The sequence below is a fragment of the Pontixanthobacter gangjinensis genome, assembly GCF_009827545.1.
Lineage (GTDB): Bacteria > Pseudomonadota > Alphaproteobacteria > Sphingomonadales > Sphingomonadaceae > Pontixanthobacter > Pontixanthobacter gangjinensis.
In genome coordinates, this window is record NZ_WTYS01000001.1 from 1214154 (window position 1) to 1232160 (window position 18007).

Sequence of the window (18007 nt, forward strand, 5' to 3'; positions counted from 1 at the left end):
AATTGAATATGGAAATTGGTGCTAATACCCCCGCAGTTGTAACCGGCGGTGCATCGGGCCTTGGCGAAGCGACCGCACGGGCGCTAGCGGCAAAGGGCGCGAAAGTCGCGATTTTTGATCTTCAGGAGGAAAAGGGCAAAGCCGTTGCGGCCGATATTGGCGGTATCTTCTGCGAAGTGAACGTGACTGACGATGCCTCGGTCGATGCTGGATTTGCAAAGGCACGCGCGGCGCACGGCCAAGAACGCATCCTCGTCAATTGCGCCGGCACTGGTAGCGCGATCAAAACAGCCAAGCGTGACCGGAACACGGGCGAAATCTCGCACTATCCGCTCGACGCGTTCAACTGGCTGATCCAGATCAATCTGGTCGGCACCTTCCGCTGCGTGGCGAAATCGGCGGCTGGAATGATGACGCTCGACCCATTGACTGAAAATGGTGACCGCGGCGCAATCGTGAACACTGCGTCCGTTGCAGGCGAAGATGGCCAGATTGGTCAGGTCGCTTACTCGGCATCGAAGGCTGGTGTGATTGGCATGACATTGCCAATCGCTCGTGACCTGATGAACGAAGGCATCCGCATCAACACTATCTTGCCGGGTATCTTCGAGACACCGCTGATGAATGCAGCACCGCCGCAAGTAAAAGACGCGTTAGCTGCCTCCGTGCCGTTCCCGAAACGTCTTGGTGCGCCGCCGGAATATGCGCATCTCGCTATGGCGATGATCGAAAACGATTACTTCAACGGCGAGGATGTCCGCCTGGATGGTGCCATTCGTATGGCGCCGCGTTAACCGGTACAATCGGGGCTCCGCGAAAGCGGGGCCCATTTTGTTTGGCAACATCAATTGGAGGCAATAATGAGCGATTATACGCAGATCAAATTCGAGAAGGATGGTCCGATAGCGACCATCACTCTCAACCGGCCTGAAAAGATGAACGCTTATACACGGGTCATGATGGCCGAGATCATCGCGGCGCTCGATGTGACCGATGCAGATGATGAAATCCGTGCGGTGATCTTCACTGGGTCCGGTGATCGCGCATTTTGCGCCGGTGCTGATTTAACACCTGATGATGGTGCACGCCCATTCTCCAGCCAAACCGAAGTTGCAGACCTGTCTGATGATGTCGTTCGCGATGGCGGAGGACGCCTTACTTTGCGGCTTTTTCAATCGACCAAACCGCTGATTTCGGCCTGCAATGGCGTTGCGGTGGGCGTTGGTGCAACGATGCAACTGCCGATGGATTTCCGGCTTGCGTCGGACAATGCCCGGTATGGTTTCGTGTTTGCCAAGCGCGGAATTGTGCCGGAGGCATGTTCAAGCTGGTTCTTGCCGCGTTTGGTTGGGCCTCAGCAGGCGCTCGAATGGTGCATGACCGGGCGTATTTTCGATGCGTCAGAAGCGCTTGCCGGCGGGCTCATCCGGTCGGTCCATCCGCAGGGTGACCTGATTGATGCGGCGAGGGCGCTTGCGATGGAAATTGCCGAAAACACCTCGGCAGTTTCAGTCGCAATGACTCGTGCAATGCTGTGGCGCTTGCCGTCCGAACCGCACCCAATGGACGCGCACCGGATCGATAGCCGTTCGATTTACAAGCTTTCACGCAGCAAAGATGCAGCGGAAGGCATTGCGAGTTTCCTTGAAAAACGGCCCCCGCAATTTCCCGACCGTGTTTCGCAGGATATGCCGGACTTTTATCCGTGGTGGACTGAGCCCGTTTACGAATAGGCTGGTTTGATTAAAAGCAATACGAGGAAACTGTATGCTTGCCATGTAAGGTGGTTGCATTAGTAACCAGTTTCATGAGCAATGATCAATTCCGTCTGGCCGAATTTTTGCCGTATCAATTGTCGATCGCATCCAATGCGGTCAGCAATCGTATTGCGCGCGCGTATCATGATGCGTTCGGGCTGAAAGTTACCGAATGGCGGGTGATGGCTATGCTGGGCGATGCAGGAGCGCTAACCCAGCGCGAACTAACCGCGAAGACGCTGATGGACAAGGTGGCCGTAAACCGGGCTTGCAAAGTTTTGGAGCAACGAGATCTTGCGATGCGTCTGCCCAACAGCAAGGATGGCCGCTCGCACCATCTTGAATTGACCGGCGCCGGACATGCCATGCATGCGCAGATTGTGCCGATGGCCAGAGAAATTGAGGCAAAACTGCTTGAACCGCTCAGCGCCAAACAGCAGGAAATGTTCCGTATGCTGCTTGACCAAATTCGCGAACAAGCCAGTTAAGTCAAAGGTAAAACAGCCCCGAAGTGTGTGACTTCGAGGCTGTTTCCATGTGTTCTGTAATCTGTATTTTCGCTTGAAGCCTGACCCCTAACGTCCGGGTTTGGCGGCGAATGCATCGCTGATCGAACAGGCCGCTGGGCCAAGGATCACGATGAACAGAACAGGCAGAATGAACATAATTAGCGGAATGGTCATAATCGCAGGCAGACGCGCTGCTTTTTCTTCCGCTCGCATCATCCGCTCGTTCCGGAATTCGGCTGAGAGCACGCGCAGGGCAGATGCCAGCGGCGTACCATAGCGTTCGGTTTGAACCATGGTTGTAACCACACCGCGAACCGATTCCAGATCGACCCGGTAGGCAAGATTGTCGAATGCTTGCTTGCGTTCGGTCAGGAATGACAGTTCAATTGCGGTCAGGGCAAACTCGTCACCCAATTCAGGGTAAGCCCGGCCAAGTTCCTTCGCAACGCGGTTGAACGCTGCATCGACTGTCAGGCCGGCCTCAGCACAAATCACCAGCAAATCTAGCGCATCGGGCAAGCCTTTGCGAATTGCGTCGGTGCGTTTGCCGGCCTTATTCTTGAGGATCATTTCCGGCCCTTTGTAACCGGCAAGCAGCATCGCTCCAAAAGCGCCAACCCTCTTTGCGCTGCCCCAGTCGGGGAAATAATCAATAACATAGATAACCAAGAAACCGATTGCGCCCAAGATAATCGGAGCCACCAATCGCGCCGCAATGATCAGAACAGCAGTTTCTTTGTTACGATAACCAGCGTGAGCCATCTTTTGCTGGATGCTCTCGATCTGGCTTTGCTGGAGGACTTTCATCCCCGACAGCGTGTCCCTCATCTTCTCTGTTTGGTCGGTCTTGCGGACTAAGCTGGTGCGTTTTTTCGCTGTGGCCGTAACAATGCCGGCTTTCAGCTCTTCGCGGCGCGAATTTAGCGCTTTGACCCGCTTGGCCATCGGATCCTTGATCGTGACAGCTGCATAGATCGCAAAGATGACAGCGAGCGCGGCACAGCCAGCCAGGATGGTGCCGACGAAAATAACGTCAACCCCAAGCAGGGTGGGTCCGGGAGATTGATTAAGCATATCTATCCGTCCTCACTCAGATTTCGAAGCTGACCATTTTGGCCATGATGAAGCCGCCGATCGACATCCACAGCAGGCCGCCAAGGCCCGTTGCAATCAAGCGGTCGTCTTCGAAGAAGCCGCCGATATATTCGGGATTGATCCACCAGATCATACCGAACACGATAAAAGGCAGCGCGCCCACGATATAGGCAGAAGCTTTCGATTCCGAACTCATGGCGCGGATTTTCAGCTTCATTTGCGAACGTTTGCGAAGCACGTCGGACAGGTTTGACAGCGTTTCTGCCAAGTTACCGCCGGTCTCGCGTTGAATTGCCAAGGTTATGCAGAAAAAGTTGAACTCAGGAATACCCAACCTGTCGGCGGTTTCCTGTAGCGATTCTTCCATCGTGCGGCCGATCTTGATCCGCTCGACTATGCCTTTGAATTCCATTCCCACAGGACCGGGCAATTCTTGCCCAACAACGCCAAGAGTTTCGGTCACCGGAAGGCCGGAGCGCAAGCCGCGCACCAAGAGTTCGATCGCGTCCGGGAATTTCGAGTTGAAGCTGTCTGTCCGCTTCTTGATCAGGAAGTTTACCGCAAGATGGGGCAAACCAGCGCCAATGACCAAGCCGATGCCAAGCGACAAAAGCGCCGCGCCGGATTTCAGATAGATGATCACGGCAATGCCTAGCGCGATGCCAAACGAGCCATAGAAATACTGCGCAAGCGTCCACTTTTTACCCGAACGGTCGATCCGCAGAGCCAATGCATCAAGCCGCGAGCCAGAGCCGGCGATCTGGTGCCGTTTCGGTTTGCGCGATGCGATCGCTTTCTTGAGCTGCGACTCCATCTTGGTGTCGGCGCTTTCAGAATGGCGGAACCTGAGAGCCTCAAGCCTGCGTTGACCTTCTTTGGCGGCAGAGGGCCCGGCCAGCAGCGTATAGCCGACAACCATCAGGGCCATAAGCCCGGCGCCTACCAGCAGGAGCTGAATAATGCTCATGCTATTTACCTGCCTTTCTTTGTTCGGTGCCGTGTTTGGCACGCGTAAATCGGATTGGCCGCGCCCGTAATGGGACGCGGCCGCTCGGTGGACTTATTCGGCCGGAACCGGAGTCTTCTTATCTTTCTTGGCCAACAGTGACTTCAGATCGAAACTGCCGAGCAGCGATTTCTTCGCTGGCTCATCATTTTCAAGATCTTCTTCGCTGGCACCCAAGATGCGTTCCGCAACTTGCTTGATGACGCCAGCCGCCTTGCTCGACCGATTGGCCTCGAGGAAGGTTTGGCCAAGCTTGGCCGCATTCGCTGACCCTTTGACATCATACGGGATCGAGAAATCGATTTTCCGCTCAATCGACGCTTCGAAGTCGGACTTGCTGATTTCAGCAACGCCGCCCTGGACTTTATTTGCCACAATGATCGGCTGTGCATGAGCAGCATTGGTTTTAAGCCAGCTGAGTATCCGAATGGTGTCGCGAGCCGAAGCAAGCGTCATTTCGGTGGTCAGCACCACAACATTCACATCGGCAAGCAGATGCGGGAAATTGATCAGCATGTTTCGCGGCAGATCAATCATCGTCATTTCAAACGCTTGGCGGAACTCTTCCTCCAGCTGAATAAATGCCGATCCATCTGTCATTAACGGGGCATTGATTGGCGCCTCTGCCGAAAGAATAGCCAGATTATCGTTCGCTCGGATCATCGCGCGTTCGATAAACAGGCCGTCAATCCGGCTGGGGTTGTCGATCGCATCGGTCAGCCCGCGGCCGGGTTCCAGATCCAGCGCAAGTGCACCAGTGCCGAAATGGACATCCAGATCGAGCAATGCGGTAGGCAATTTGTGATCGTCGCTGAAATTCCATGCGAGCGATGTTGCGAGCATGGACGCCCCGACTCCGCCGCGTGTACCCACGACAGCGGTTGATACATGGCGTTTTGCCGTATCTGGATCGCTCGACCGCGGTGCCGCAAAGACTGCTTGCGCTTGGTTCAGCGAATCGCGCAATTGGCCGGCTGAAAGTGGCTTCAGCAGATAATCGTGAATGCCGCTTGCGAGCAAATCGCGATACAGGCGAACATCGTTCACTTGGCCTACTGCAATCACCACTGTACCAGGTTCGCAGACCTCGGCCAAAGCGTTGATATCATTCAGCGGATCTCCGCTTTCCGACAAATCGACCATCAAAATGTTGGGGCTTGCGGCCACAGACAAGGATTGGACAGCGTTACGCAGCCCGCCCTTTGCACATTTCTCGGGCTGCCAGCCCATTTCGATGACCACCGGGCGCAGAGCGTCCAATGCTGTTTCATCACAAATAAAGGCGGCGAACGGATCGCGGTTGCTTGAAGCACCTGATTTCCATGGAGCGTTCATGACTTATTCTCCCCCGCCTGTGGCTGGTTGAACCAGGCCGCCTTCACCGGTTGGTGCTTGGTCGCGGTAGCTGTTGATCGCCTTGGTTGACGTCGAAACCACAGTTTCTCCGGTGCCTTCCTGACCTTTGATAAGGTCTTCCGGATTGGCGATCATCGCAGCCAGATTTCCATTGATGGAACAGCCATATCCGGGGCTGGTTGCATTGTTGTAATTCATATCCGACTGGGCAGACCAGTTCGGGCAATTGGGAACCGACGCGGTCGAACGGGTCAAAACGACACGAACATTGCCGGGTTGGACATAGCCGCCTGTCACCGGGGCGCCCTCTTGCAACAGGATACCATGACGCCCAGCGAGCGCACCAATCGCGTCACGCGCAGCGCCGCTCATCATCGGATCGTCAATGGCAACACGGTCACCATAACGAAGGTCCATCGCTTCGAACCAGCCTGAAACGCGTTGCTGTTCGGGAACAGAAATTCCGCCCGGTCCAGCCGCCACGTCAAGCGTGTAATTGGTCCGTTCAACAACTGGTTGATTGAGGCTTTCCAGCCCGCGATGGGTTGGCATTCCGCCGCAGGCGCCGAGCGTAAGCCCGAGCGAAAGGGCGAATACGCCAGCTAGTTTGCGTGTTGATGCAATAGGCATGATCTTCACCTTTCTCACTTGAGGCTGAAGCCGGGCACAGCATTTGCATCTGCGCGGCGTTCGGAATTGCGGGATTTGTCATCGCTGTCAGCACGGTTCGACGGCGCAGGGCGATCCGATGGCACGATGGCCTGCGGGTCTATGCGCGAAATGCCGGGAGGCGGTGCGGACGGGTTGGATGTTGTCGGGCCGGGGCGGGTTGCGCCGCTTTGACCAGCATCGCTGCGGAAGCCGAGCAGGCTTTCCAACTCGTTTGCTGCACGATACCCATCGGTAGGCAACCTGATGTCGCGATCGTTGACCGGTTTTACCAGATACGGCGTCACAACGATAACCAACTCAGTTTCGCCCTTACGGAACGAGCGTGAACGGAACAGATTACCAAGAATTGGTACATCGCCAAGGCCTGGGGCCTTGTCGATGGATTGCTGCGCGTTGTTACTCATCAATCCGGCAATCATAAAGCTTTGGCCAGAACCAAGCTCAACAGTCGTTTCAGCGCGGCGGATTGTAAGAGCCGGGATTTGGAACCCGTTCAAAGTCACCGCACCTTGGCTGGACAATTCAGACACCTCGGGAAGCACTCGGATAGAAATCCGGCCATTAGCGAGCACTGTTGGTGTGTAAGACAGGCTGACACCGAATTTACGATATTCGATGGCAGTCGTACCGAGGCCCTGACTGGTCGGGATCGGAAATTCGCCGCCAGCCAAGAAATTGGCCGTTTCGCCCGACAAGGCTGTCAGGTTTGGCTGGGCAAGGGTGGTGACAAGACCATCACGTTCAGCAAGGTCTAACGCGCCACCAAGGTCGAGACCCAGCAGTTTGCCAAACGCTGCCACAGTGGCACCGGTACCCGTTGCAGTAACAATCGATGTGCCATCACCGCCGTCGGTTACGCCAGTTCCCAACGGACCGCCGGGATTGTACTGAGGGACCGCACCGGACCGGCCGAGACCTACGCCGAACTGGAAGCCATTGGTTTGGTCACCGCTGACGAGGTTGGCACCGATTTCGCGAACCAGCGAACGGCTGACTTCGGCAAATCTGACGCGCAGATTGACTTGCAGCGGTGTCGCCATTTTCAGGCGGCTGATTACGTTGGCGTCTTCACCCACGAATGCCTGAACCAGCCGTTCGGCCTCGGAAGCATCTTCGGGTGCGGCGACTGTACCGGTAAGCAGAACTGTGTTCGTACCCATGGTCGATACGTTAATTTTCGCCTGAGGCATGGCCAAGGTCAGCATCTGATCGACGCTACCAATGTTGGATCCTACGCGGACATTGGCGGACCAGACGATATCACCTGCAGCGTTGCTGGCATAAATCGTGGTCTCGCCACCAGCCTTGCCGAACAGGTAAAGCTGCCGTTGCGATTTGATCTGCACATCGGCCACTTCGTCATTAGCGATAAAAACATCTGCCATTGACCCGGGGACATTGACCAATTGGCCTCTGCCGATTGACAATACGATGTCACTTGATGGGTTTACCACTGACTGCGCATTGGCAGTGCTGGCAGGCAAGCCGGCCAACGGGGCCGTTGCCATTCCGGCCATCAGTAATGTTGCTGTTAGGCGACGTTTCATGGTCTTGCCCCTCGAATTGATGCCGAATTGCCGGCGGGCGTTAAGTGTTGCTGTCGATTGCATCTCAGTTCTTCCCAACTGGAACTTCGGTGGTGGTCTTGCCGCGGGTGACGCGGACGGTGGGGCCAATGGGTCGTGCAGGCTGAGGAGCAGCTGCCGGGGCGCCCATAACCGGTGCAGCCGGAGCCGCTTTTCCGCCGTTGTCCTGAACAGGCATCGAACTGCGTTGGAAGCGAGAGACATCACCGCCTGTGCTGAATGTACCAACCTTGTCGATCGGTTTTGCCATTGCCGCGCGCAGGAGAGCTTCTTCTTCTTCGGGCGTGGCATTGTCAGGAACTTTCACATTGCCTGACGCGATTGCTTTTTCCAGCTCACCCTGATTGTCCGCGATAGAGCGCAGTGAAAGGCTGAGCGTACCGATGGTTTGAGCTACAGCGACCTTCTCGGCGATACGCGGCGTCACTTCCAAAGTGACTGTGCGGAATGCGCGAACAACCGTGTTGCCGGATTCGTTTGTCTCTTGCGTGGTTGACTGGTCGGTGGCCAAGACGCGCAGGTTACTCAGGATAGTTTCCGAAGCCTTCAGCGCTTCGCCTTCGCCTTTAACCGTTTGCGTAAGGACCAAATCGACGCGGTCGCCCGGGAAGACAAAGCCGCCAACACCGGTTTTCGCGGAGACCGGAACCGTCACAGCGCGCATGCCAGGGCCAAGCGCCGCAGCAAGGAACCCGCGATCGCCAGGCTTAACTAGCGAGCCTTGGGTTACCGGTTCGCCGGCAGTGATCTGGTGGCGAACAACCGTGCCAAGCAATTGCGAGACATCTGATTCGCCGTCAATGAAATAGGCATCCTGGACAAGTTCCTCGGGCCACATCTGGTAGCTGATCGAATCAGCTGTAATGATTGTGCCCACTGGAAGGCCGCGTTGCGCCACAAGGACTTTTGGTCCCTTAGGTACAGCCGCTGCCGCCTCAGCCTGAGGGGCAGAAGCCCCGGCAAACATGCTCCGTGCTGCCAATGCAGTACCGATCGCGATGATCAGTGCTCCGAGCAGCAGAACCAGCTTTTTCCTATCCATGGCTAATCTAGCCCCCTATTTCGCCCAGCAGAAGTGCGGGCATTTGTTAAAAACGTGTCGTTGAAATGATGGTTACGACGTAAATGGTTAAAATCGCGTTCACCCAGCCGAAACGGCCGCTCCGGCAGCGGGAAAATAATGGGTGCCCAGAACCCACAGGCCAGCGGCAGAAATCGCCACGCCATAGGGAATGGCCAAACGTTCACGATTGCGGCGCATGATGTGCCACGAACCCATGACGATGGTCAGGACGCCGCCGACAAGTGCCATCACGATAAGAAGTTTTAGGAACCAAGTGGGTTCGATCCACAAGGCGAGAGCAGTGAGCAGTTTGACGTCACCGCCGCCCATTGCACGCAGTGCGAACAATCCGGCCAAGACGACAAATGCCGCCAATGCGACGCCAAGTTGCAGGGCGATACCCGGCCACAAGGTCAGTCCGCTGGCCCACCACCACAAGGGCGCGGCAAGCACGATCCCGGCGTTAAGCCAATTGTCGATCTGCCTACGGCGCATATCGGTAAACGCAGCTGTCACCAGCGCGATTGCTAATGCAACAAGCAGCCCGTATTGGAAATATTCGCCCAGCATCATAGCCCCCAAGAGTCCTTCAGAAACTCCGGTGCTACAGCCGATGACTTACCAAATAGTAACCAAGCGCAGGAGGAAGCTATTAGCCAAGCACAAAAAGGCGATGTGAACCCTGTTGATTCAGTAAGCGCATTTGACCGCCGGATTATTCCTGCTGAGGCTACCGAAGGTATCTGGTCCGCTCCTGACGGGCACGCAATTCGTCGGATTGACTGGCCGGGCACGGGTGACCAGCCCAAGGGTTCAATCTTGTTCCTGCCGGGACGCGGTGACGCTTATGAAAAATATTTGGAAAGCCTGCATGAATGGCACTTGGCCGGGTGGCGGGTAACCGCTGCGGATTGGCGTGGACAGGCCGGATCGGGCCGTTTGGGCAGTGATGAGGTGACCGGCCATATCGAAGATTTCTCAATCTGGGTCGATGATCTCGCTGCGCTGTGGGCTGATTGGAAAGCGTCAACGCCGGGGCCGCATTTTTTGATGGGGCATTCGATGGGTGGGCATTTGGCGCTGCGCGCGCTTGCAGAAGGTAAGGTCGATCCTGACGGGATGGCGCTGTCTGCACCGATGCTGGGATTTACCGGCAGCTTTCTTCCAGTCGGCGTCACACATGCGGCGGCAAAATTGATGCTGCGACTGGGTGATCCGGCGCGGCAGGCTTGGAAATGGAGCGAAAAGCCGGGTCAAGTTCCCGTCGGCCGGATGAAATTGCTCACTCACGATAAGGACCGGTATGAAGACGAGCTGTTCTGGCGGGATGAAAGGCCGGAGCTAATTATGGGACCGGGCAGTTGGAAATGGGTTGAGCGGGCCTACGCATCAATGCGCTCACTTTACCAAGATGGGGTTTTGGAAAAAGTGACCACGCCGGTACTCTTGATCGGCACCGCGAATGACAAGCTGGTCGACATGGACTGTATAGAAAGTGCGGCACAGCGTTTGCCCAATGGCGAATTGCTTGCCTTCGGAAACGAGGCAGAACACGAGATTTTGCGCGAAGTTGATGAGGTGCGAAACCGCGCGATGTCTGCCATTGACGAGTTTTTGAACCGGATCGCCGGTTAGGCACGAGAACTTGAGTGTGAGCAGGCAATTTTACGATTTTGCGATCGTCGGCGCGGGAATGGCGGGCGCAAGCATTGCGGCACGGCTTGCGCCGCATGCGTCGGTGCTATTACTCGAAGCCGAAGACCAGCCAGGATATCACGCAACCGGACGTTCGGCGGCGTTTTGGGAGGAGTGTTATGGCGGGCCGGATATCGTCCCGCTTACTTTGGCATCCGGTTCATTCCTGCGCGACAACGGATTCTTGAAGCAACGCGGGGCGCTGTATATCGGGCGCGAGCAGGATTCAGCGGATATTGATGCGTTTATGGATCGGTTTGCGGATACGGGTGCGAATGTCCAAAGGATCGACAGCGATGTTTTGAACAAAAAGCTTCCCGGTCTGCTGGAAAATTGGTGCGAAGCGATTTGGCAGCCCAATTGCGCGGACATCGACGTCGCTGGCCTCCATAGGCATTATCTGGCGGAGGCCAGAAGGAGTGGCGCAGATTTAGCGACGCATGCCCGGATTGTTTCAGCACGCAAAGATGCAAGAAACTGGGTTTTGACCGATTTTGATGACCGAGAATTCGCCGCTAGGATTGTCGTCAATGCGGCGGGGGCTTGGGCGGATGAATTGGCAGTGCTCGCGAATATCCGGCCGGTCGGGATTGCTCCGTTGCGGCGCACTGTCGTGCAGCTAAAGGTGGACCCGGCGCCAGCGCCGGACTTGCCATTGGTGCTCGATATTTCGGGCAAGTTCTACTTCAAGCCGGAAAACGGACGCCTTTGGCTCAGTCCGCATGACGAAGAAGCGTCGCCGCCCTGCGATGCTGCGCCAGAGGAGCTGGCGATCGCGAAGGCTATCGACCGACTGGAGCATGTGGTGGATTGGGAAGTTGCAGGGGTTGAGACGAAATGGGCTGGCCTGCGCAGTTTCGCGCCTGATCGCCTGCCGGTTTATGGATTTGACCCGCGATGCGCCGATTTTTACTGGTTTGCCGGGCAGGGCGGCTTCGGCATTCAGACTGCCCCTGCGGCGGCCGATATCGCAGCGGCGCAATTGCTAGGGACCGACATGCCTGCTCATATGACGGACATAAATGTAACAAATTATGCACCAGCGCGGTTTGGCTAGATTTTTATGCGTCAATCCTTAGGGTGCGTGGAAGTGTAACAAAAGGAGATTGCCGCATGGCCCATCGTTTCGAAATCCGTAACAACAAAAAGGGCGAATTTGTGTCCTATTTCATCTACAATTCGGAAACGATCTGGTGGACTGAAGGCTATAGCTCGAAAGCCAGCGCGAAAAACGCGATTGAATCTGTCCTGAAAAATGGCCCCGGCGCAGAGATTGTCGACACGACAACCAGCTAAACTAGCAATTCAGGTTTGCTTGAGGAGGGCGCGGTCTTAGGCTGCGCCCTTTTCCGCTCTATCTAACCAACCGACTCCGCCTGATCGCTGGCAAGCTGGTCTACGCGGTCATTTTCCGGATGCCCGTTATGGCCCTTCACCCAGTGCCAGCGCATTTTGTGTTTGGCAGAGGCAGCGATTAAATCGTGCCATAAATCAGCGTTTCGAACAGGCTTTCTACTGGCGGTTTTCCAGCCGCGCTTTTTCCAGCCTTCAATCCATTTGGTCATTCCGTCGAGCACATATTTGCTGTCCGAATAGAGATCGACCTCGCATGGTTCGGTTAACGCTTCCAAGGCCTTGATCGCGGCGGTCATTTCCATCCGGTTATTTGTGGTATCTGGATCGGAGCCGGACAATTCCTTCTCATGTTGGCCCAAGCGCAACAAGGCGCCCCAGCCTCCGGGGCCGGGGTTGCCTTTGCAGGCACCATCGGTGTAAATTTCAACGCGTTTCATTGTTTGCACTTACACCGCTTATCAGCGCGGTTGAAAGGCTGTTTGGCCAGCTGTGCCGTAATAATCCAACCGCCTAACGAAATCCATTGGGTCTTTGCGCGTGACCAGCGCGTCTGCCGGGGTGTGTATCCAATCATAGGCCCGCGTGGCGATAAACCGCATTGCAGCGCCCTGCGCCAAAATCGGCAAAGCATCGCGTTCGCTGCGGGACAATTGCCGCGCCTGCTCATAACCGGTGATTATTGCTTGGCCGATAGCTCGATTGAAATTGCTGCCATCTGGGCCAAAGCTCCAGGCGGCATGCGTTACGGCAAGGTCATAGGCAGCAAAATCGGTGCAAGCGAAATAGAAATCGATCAGGCCGGTCACTTGCGTTCCCAGCATCAGGACGTTGTCGGGAAACAGATCCGCATGAACAATCGAGCGGGGTAAATCGGTGGGCCATCCGTCCTCGATCTCGTCCATTTTTCGCGCCAGCAGATCGGGCAATGCTGCATCTATGCGCGCAAGACTCTGGCGATCGCATTTGCCCAGAAGCTCGCGCCATTTTGCCGGACCCAAATCGTTTTCGCGAGCGCCACCAAAGTCCTTTGCTGCGTCGTGGATCCACCCGACCGCCGCGCCGACTGAAACGGCTTGATCGTGATGCGGAATATCAATCGATACACCGGGCAAAAATTCAATCAATGCCGCTGCTTTGCCTTCGACCATTCGAAAAGCTTGACCCTCGCGATCGTGGATGGTGCGCGGGACGGGGCCGTTTTTGGATGATAAGTGATCGAGCAGGCTGAGAAAAAATGGCAGGTCAGACAATTTTGTCCGTTCCTCGTAAATCGTCAGGATAAAGCGTGAGGGCACGCCCGATGAGCCTGTCGTCTCGATCAGCCAGTTTGAATTGGAAACACCCTCTGCAATTCCCTTGGCGGAAATCAGGTCTCCGACATCATACCATGCAATCAATGCTGAAATGTCGTCTGCGCTAAGATGGGTGTAAACTGCCATAAGCGCTGCTTGCCTATTCGGTAAGTTGGCGCGGCAGTTTGAAAACCATCTTTTCAACGGTCGAGACCAAAGTGTGCTCTTCAACTTCACGCCATTGGCTAATCAAATCAACGACCTCGCGGACCAATTGTTCGGGGGCTGAGGCACCAGCGGTAAGGCCCAAAGTGCCAACGCCGTCGAGCCAGGCAGGATCGATATCTGTTGCACGGCGAATCAATTTGGCGTCGGTGCCGCATTTCTTCGAGACTTCAACCAAACGCAGCGAATTTGAACTGTTGCCCGCGCCAATCACCAAGACCAGATCACTGCCGGGAGCGATTTGTTTCACTGCGGCTTGCCTGTTCGAAGTCGCGTAACAAATATCTTCTGCCTTAGGGCCGATGATTTGCGGAAATTTGGACCGTAAAGCCATGACGATTCCCGCAGTATCATCAACCGACAAAGTCGTCTGGGTGAGGAATGCAAGCGGTGCGTCAGGCGCAAAATCCAACGCCTCTACGTCTGCAATTGTTTCTACCAATGTCATCGCACCTTCGGGCACTTGACCCATCGTGCCTATGACCTCGGGATGACCTTTATGGCCCACGAAAACGATATGGCGGTCAGCCGCTATCTGGCGTTCCGCTTGACGGTGAACTTTGCTGACCAAAGGACATGTTGCGTCGAGATAATCCAGCCCTCTGCGATCAGCTTCTGCCGGCACCGCCTTAGGCACGCCATGCGCGCTGAATACAACCGGTGCGCCATCGGGCACTTCGTCCAGTTCCTCGACAAAAATCGCGCCCTTATCGCGTAGGCTGTCGACGACAAATTTATTGTGGACGATTTCGTGGCGGACATAGACCGGAGCGCCATATCGATCGAGTGCGCGTTCGACGATTTCAATCGCGCGGTCGACACCGGCGCAAAAGCCGCGGGGCGCAGCAATTAGCAGCGTCAATGCAGGCTTATTGGACTTAGGGTCAGTAGCCACTGGGGGGGATTGCAAGGGAGCGTTCATTTTCGGCCCTCTAGCGCATTGCCGCAGGGGCCGCTAGAGGCGACCAAAGGCTTTGTGGCTGAAAGGCCCGCCGCATATGAATTTGTAAGGATCAAGCTGCATGAAACTCCGTCTTCCGTTCGTTTCGCTAATAGTTTTGGCTGCTTCGCTTGCGGGCTGCGCCAAAGAAGGCGACCTTGTGGTCAGCCAGGGCGTCGGCATCACTGCGGTCCGGACAGCTTGCCCTGCTGTAGGCATCCCCGACTATACGGGCGACGTCACTACATTCAGAACGCCGGGCTCAGTCACCTCGGACCAGATCGATGTGGTCGCGGCGATTACAAATTTACGCAGCAGCTGCAACGAAAGCGGCGATAAAGTATATACCGAAGCAACCTTCGACGTCCTTGCATCACGGACCGACACTCGCGGAGCACGCACGGTTGAACTGCCATATTTCTCGACAGTTTTGCAGGGCGGTTCGGCGGTTCAAGCCAAGCGTGTAGGCTCTGTCAGCGTGACTTTCGCAGACGGTCAGGCGCGCGCTCAAGCCACTGGCAAAGCAGGCTCTTATATCGACCGAGCTGCTGCAACATTGCCCGATGATATTCGCGAGAAAATTACCCGCCGCCGTAAAGCGGGCGATCCTGACGCTGCGCTGGACCCGTTGGCCGATCCGCAAGTTCGCGCCGCGCTGAACCGTGCGACCTTTGAGCTGCTGGTCGGGTTCCAGCTTACCGAAGCTCAATTGGGTTACAACGCCACGCGTTAATTGGTGGGATAAAGCTGGTTGCGAGATGCGGTTTGAGGCGGAATTTTCCGCAAAGGCCCACCTCCAGCTTGCGATTTTGGCCAATTCGGCTAGGCGCGCGTGATGTCCGATCACACTGCTACATCGCAAACTTTGCACTCTGCCTTCGCCGCTAAGGTTGATGCTGTTCTTTCCGCGCTGGAGATGGAAGGTGCGCTGCCTACCGGGGTCAATCGATCCAATGTCACAGTCGAGCCGCCCCGCGATCCAAGCCATGGCGATCTCGCGACCAATGCCGCGATGGTACTGGCGAAACAGGCTGCCACTAATCCTCGCGAATTGGCAGCCAAAATTACCGAAAAACTTGGCTCAGATCCCGACATTGTCGAGGCATCAATCGCCGGCCCCGGTTTCATCAACATGCGTTTGTCTGACAGCGCGTGGCAGCAGGAACTTGGGGCGATTGCGGCGCTCGGGAATGATTACGGCAAATCATCCATGGGCGGCGGTTCTTCGGTTAATGTTGAATATGTTTCAGCGAATCCAACCGGCCCGATGCATATGGGGCATTGTCGCGGCGCGGTGGTGGGTGATGCGCTCGCCGCTTTGCTCGAATTCGCCGGCCACGCGGTAACCCGCGAATATTATGTCAACGATGCGGGCGGACAAGTCGATGTCCTCGCCCGTTCCGCTTTTCTTCGGTATCGCGAAGCTTTGGGCGAAGACATCGGTGAAATTCCAGAGGGGCTTTACCCCGGCGATTACCTTATTCCCGTCGGTGCTGCATTGGCAAAGGAGCTGGGTGACCGGTTCACGGACGAGCCCGAAGAAGAATGGCTGCCGATTTTCCGTGCGCAAGCCGTCACCGCCATGATGGACATGATTAAAGGGGATCTGGCCTTACTCGGGATCCATCATGACCTGTTTTCGTCAGAAGCCGCGTTGCAAGCGGCTGGTAAGCCTGAAGCCGCAGAGGCGTGGCTACGTAAGCACGACCTAGTTTATGACGGTGTGCTCGAAGCGCCAAAAGGCAAGGCGCCGCCCGAAGATTGGGAAGCGGTGGAATTGCCGTTGTTCCGCTCGACCAAATTCGGCGATGATCAGGATCGCCCAATCAAGAAGTCAGACGGCAAATGGACCTATTTCGGGGCCGATCTCGCCTATCACATGCAAAAAGCCGAGAAGGCTGACGCGCTGATTGACGTGTGGGGTGCGGATCATGCTGGCACAGTCAAGCGTATCAAAGCGGCGGTTGCCGCTCTGGCAGAAGGCGAGGGCAAGGAAATCCCGTTTGATGTCAAACTGGTGCAGATGGTGGCGCTGATGCGTGATGGCGAACCGGTTAAAATGTCTAAACGCTCTGGCAATTTCATCACCTTGGCCGAAATGGTTGAGGAAGTGGGCAAGGATGTCGTTCGCTTCACAATGCTGACGCGTAAGCCCGAGGCGCAGATGGAATTTGACTTCGCCAAAGTGGTCGAGGCATCGAAAGATAATCCTGTCTTTTATGTGCAATATGCGCATGCGCGGATCAGCTCTACAATCCGCAAGGGTGCTGCTGAAGGCTTCGCGCCTTCTGGCGACAATATTGCATTGCTTGGACAAGAAGAATTGGCGCTGGTCAAACAGGCGGCGCAATTCCCCAGAATTGTCGAGGCAGCAGCGCAAGCGCGTGAGCCGCACCGGATTGCCTTTTATCTCTATGATCTCGCCGGAGAATTCCATTCCTATTGGAATATGGGCAATGACCGCCCAGAAAAACGGTTCATCGTGGCACAGGAAGCCGATTTGAGCGCGGCGAGGCTTTTCCTTGCGGCTCAAATCGGGCAAGTTATCCGGAATGGGCTTGGCCTGCTTGGGGTCGAAGCTGTCGAGGAGATGTAAGAATGAGCGTCCATCAGGGGAACGGCCACGGAGAGGGTCGCGACGGAGACGAATATTCTGACGAGCCGATCGAAGGCACAGAATTTGTCGAAGGCGAGGATTTTGACGAGTTCGAGCAGCCGACTTTGGTCGAAAACGACGAGCCGCTTCCGTGGCTTGAGTCGGATTACGATGAAGAGGAAGAAGGTCCCGATACGGCGCGCTTGCTCGGGTTCAGCTTGCTTGGCTTTATCGCACTTGCGCTGCTGTTTGGCGGCGCCTGGTATTTCTTGCAAGATCGTCCCGATCCCGATTTGGTCGCGGATGGCAGCACAATCGCAGCACCGGATGGCCCGACCAAGGAACGTCCCGAGGACGCAGGTGGCAAGGAATTTGAAGGCACCGGCAATGTTGCGCCAACTGTTGGTGAAGGGCAAACTACCGAAGGCCGTTTGGCGCCGGATAGCACTCCTAAGCCCAGCATTGATGTTGTGAACGGCGGTTCTGCTGAAGCGGGATCAACATCGGGCGTTGGCGTGCAAGTGGGTGCTTACAGCTCGAAAGCCGGTGCACAGGCGGCGTGGTCGACCGTGTCGGGCCAAACCGAAGCCCTTAAAGGTTTCAAGTACCGAATCGTCGAGGGACAAGTCGATGGCGGGATAGTCTACCGGTTGCAGGCCGTTGCTGGCGATGCTTCGGCAGCCAACCGGCTTTGCACAGCGCTGAAATCTGATGGGATTGCTTGTCAGGTAAAATAGGTGTCGAGCGGGGCCGTTGAACTTCCAACGGCCCTGGTTTCGATGCTCTCTTGGACTTAAGCTTCAGTGCAAATTTTCCACATTGATAGGCGTGATTGCGCTTGCGCATCGGGCGTGAGACT

The 18007-nt window shown here is 55.9% G+C and carries 19 protein-coding genes; 9 read left to right on the top strand and 10 right to left on the bottom strand.

Translation table 11 applies throughout. The features are described from left to right. The first annotated feature begins 8 nt into the window (after nt 1-8). The 3 genes from GRI36_RS05715 to GRI36_RS05725 all read left to right on the top strand — a co-directional run bounded on the left by GRI36_RS05715 (nt 9) and on the right by GRI36_RS05725 (nt 2245). Nucleotides 9-794: an SDR family NAD(P)-dependent oxidoreductase gene (locus GRI36_RS05715; protein ID WP_160597583.1), complete on the top strand. Its 786-nt coding sequence runs from the start codon at nt 9-11 to the stop codon at nt 792-794. A 66-nt stretch (nt 795-860) separates the two neighbouring features. Next, nucleotides 861-1733 (top strand): crotonase/enoyl-CoA hydratase family protein, encoded by an 873-nt coding sequence (locus GRI36_RS05720; RefSeq protein ID WP_160597584.1) that lies wholly within the window; start codon nt 861-863, stop codon nt 1731-1733. 74 nt (nt 1734-1807) lie between these two features. Further along, nucleotides 1808-2245 carry a MarR family winged helix-turn-helix transcriptional regulator gene (locus GRI36_RS05725; protein WP_160597585.1) on the top strand — a complete coding sequence of 146 codons (438 nt, stop codon included), beginning with the start codon at nt 1808-1810 and terminating at the stop codon, nt 2243-2245. An 87-nt stretch (nt 2246-2332) separates the two neighbouring features. On the opposite strand, the gene GRI36_RS05730 is transcribed toward GRI36_RS05725, so the two are convergent. The 7 genes from GRI36_RS05730 to GRI36_RS05760 all read right to left on the bottom strand — a co-directional run bounded on the left by GRI36_RS05730 (nt 2333) and on the right by GRI36_RS05760 (nt 9614). Further along, nucleotides 2333-3340: a type II secretion system F family protein gene (locus GRI36_RS05730; RefSeq protein ID WP_160597586.1), complete on the bottom strand. Its 1008-nt coding sequence runs from the start codon at nt 3338-3340 to the stop codon at nt 2333-2335. Between the two features lie 16 nt (nt 3341-3356). Continuing rightward, complete coding sequence (locus tag GRI36_RS05735) at nt 3357-4328, bottom strand: type II secretion system F family protein (protein ID WP_160597587.1); 972 nt, start codon at nt 4326-4328, stop codon at nt 3357-3359. A gap of 93 nt (nt 4329-4421) precedes the next feature. Further along, the gene (locus GRI36_RS05740; protein WP_160597588.1) at nt 4422-5702 is read right to left on the bottom strand and encodes a pilus assembly protein CpaE; all 1281 of its coding nucleotides are present in this window, start codon (nt 5700-5702) and stop codon (nt 4422-4424) included. 3 nt (nt 5703-5705) lie between these two features. After that, nucleotides 5706-6353: a CpaD family pilus assembly protein gene (locus GRI36_RS05745; RefSeq protein WP_160597589.1), complete on the bottom strand. Its 648-nt coding sequence runs from the start codon at nt 6351-6353 to the stop codon at nt 5706-5708. A gap of 14 nt (nt 6354-6367) precedes the next feature. Then, a complete protein-coding gene (locus GRI36_RS05750; RefSeq protein WP_160597590.1) occupies nt 6368-7942 on the bottom strand; it encodes a type II and III secretion system protein family protein in 1575 nt (524 codons plus the stop codon). Between the two features lie 64 nt (nt 7943-8006). Further along, the gene (cpaB, locus tag GRI36_RS05755) at nt 8007-9023 is read right to left on the bottom strand and encodes a Flp pilus assembly protein CpaB (protein WP_160597591.1); all 1017 of its coding nucleotides are present in this window, start codon (nt 9021-9023) and stop codon (nt 8007-8009) included. Between the two features lie 99 nt (nt 9024-9122). Beyond that, entirely contained in the window at nt 9123-9614 is a 492-nt protein-coding gene (locus GRI36_RS05760; protein ID WP_160599084.1) for an A24 family peptidase, read from the bottom strand. Between the two features lie 105 nt (nt 9615-9719). Between GRI36_RS05760 and GRI36_RS05765 the strand changes: the two genes are divergently transcribed. Genes GRI36_RS05765 through GRI36_RS05775 form a run of 3 tightly spaced genes read left to right on the top strand, consistent with a single transcriptional unit; the run spans nt 9720 to nt 12035 of the window. Next, entirely contained in the window at nt 9720-10679 is a 960-nt protein-coding gene (locus GRI36_RS05765) for an alpha/beta fold hydrolase (RefSeq protein WP_160597592.1), read from the top strand. Nucleotides 10680-10737: 58 nt separating this feature from the next. Then, complete coding sequence (locus GRI36_RS05770; protein WP_202392220.1) at nt 10738-11796, top strand: NAD(P)/FAD-dependent oxidoreductase; 1059 nt, start codon at nt 10738-10740, stop codon at nt 11794-11796. Nucleotides 11797-11852: 56 nt separating this feature from the next. Continuing rightward, entirely contained in the window at nt 11853-12035 is a 183-nt protein-coding gene (locus GRI36_RS05775) for a YegP family protein (RefSeq protein ID WP_160597594.1), read from the top strand. Nucleotides 12036-12097: 62 nt separating this feature from the next. On the opposite strand, the gene rnhA is transcribed toward GRI36_RS05775, so the two are convergent. Genes rnhA through ispH form a run of 3 tightly spaced genes read right to left on the bottom strand, consistent with a single transcriptional unit; the run spans nt 12098 to nt 14534 of the window. After that, on the bottom strand, nt 12098-12532 hold the full coding sequence (gene rnhA, locus GRI36_RS05780; RefSeq protein ID WP_160597595.1) for a ribonuclease HI: 435 nt from the start codon (nt 12530-12532) through the stop codon (nt 12098-12100). A gap of 21 nt (nt 12533-12553) precedes the next feature. After that, nucleotides 12554-13534, bottom strand: coding sequence for a homoserine kinase (gene thrB, locus GRI36_RS05785; RefSeq protein WP_160597596.1), 981 nt, complete (start codon nt 13532-13534; stop codon nt 12554-12556). A 13-nt stretch (nt 13535-13547) separates the two neighbouring features. After that, the gene (gene ispH, locus GRI36_RS05790; RefSeq protein ID WP_160597597.1) at nt 13548-14534 is read right to left on the bottom strand and encodes a 4-hydroxy-3-methylbut-2-enyl diphosphate reductase; all 987 of its coding nucleotides are present in this window, start codon (nt 14532-14534) and stop codon (nt 13548-13550) included. Between the two features lie 100 nt (nt 14535-14634). Here ispH and GRI36_RS05795 point away from each other — a divergent pair, with 100 nt between their 5' ends. The 3 genes from GRI36_RS05795 (at nt 14635) to GRI36_RS05805 (ending at nt 17885) form a co-directional block, all read left to right on the top strand. Beyond that, entirely contained in the window at nt 14635-15285 is a 651-nt protein-coding gene (locus GRI36_RS05795; protein ID WP_160597598.1) for a hypothetical protein, read from the top strand. A 102-nt stretch (nt 15286-15387) separates the two neighbouring features. Continuing rightward, complete coding sequence (gene argS / locus GRI36_RS05800; RefSeq protein WP_160597599.1) at nt 15388-17148, top strand: arginine--tRNA ligase; 1761 nt, start codon at nt 15388-15390, stop codon at nt 17146-17148. Nucleotides 17149-17150: 2 nt separating this feature from the next. Then, on the top strand, nt 17151-17885 hold the full coding sequence (locus tag GRI36_RS05805) for an SPOR domain-containing protein (RefSeq protein WP_160597600.1): 735 nt from the start codon (nt 17151-17153) through the stop codon (nt 17883-17885). Nucleotides 17886-18007: the final 122 nt, after the last annotated feature.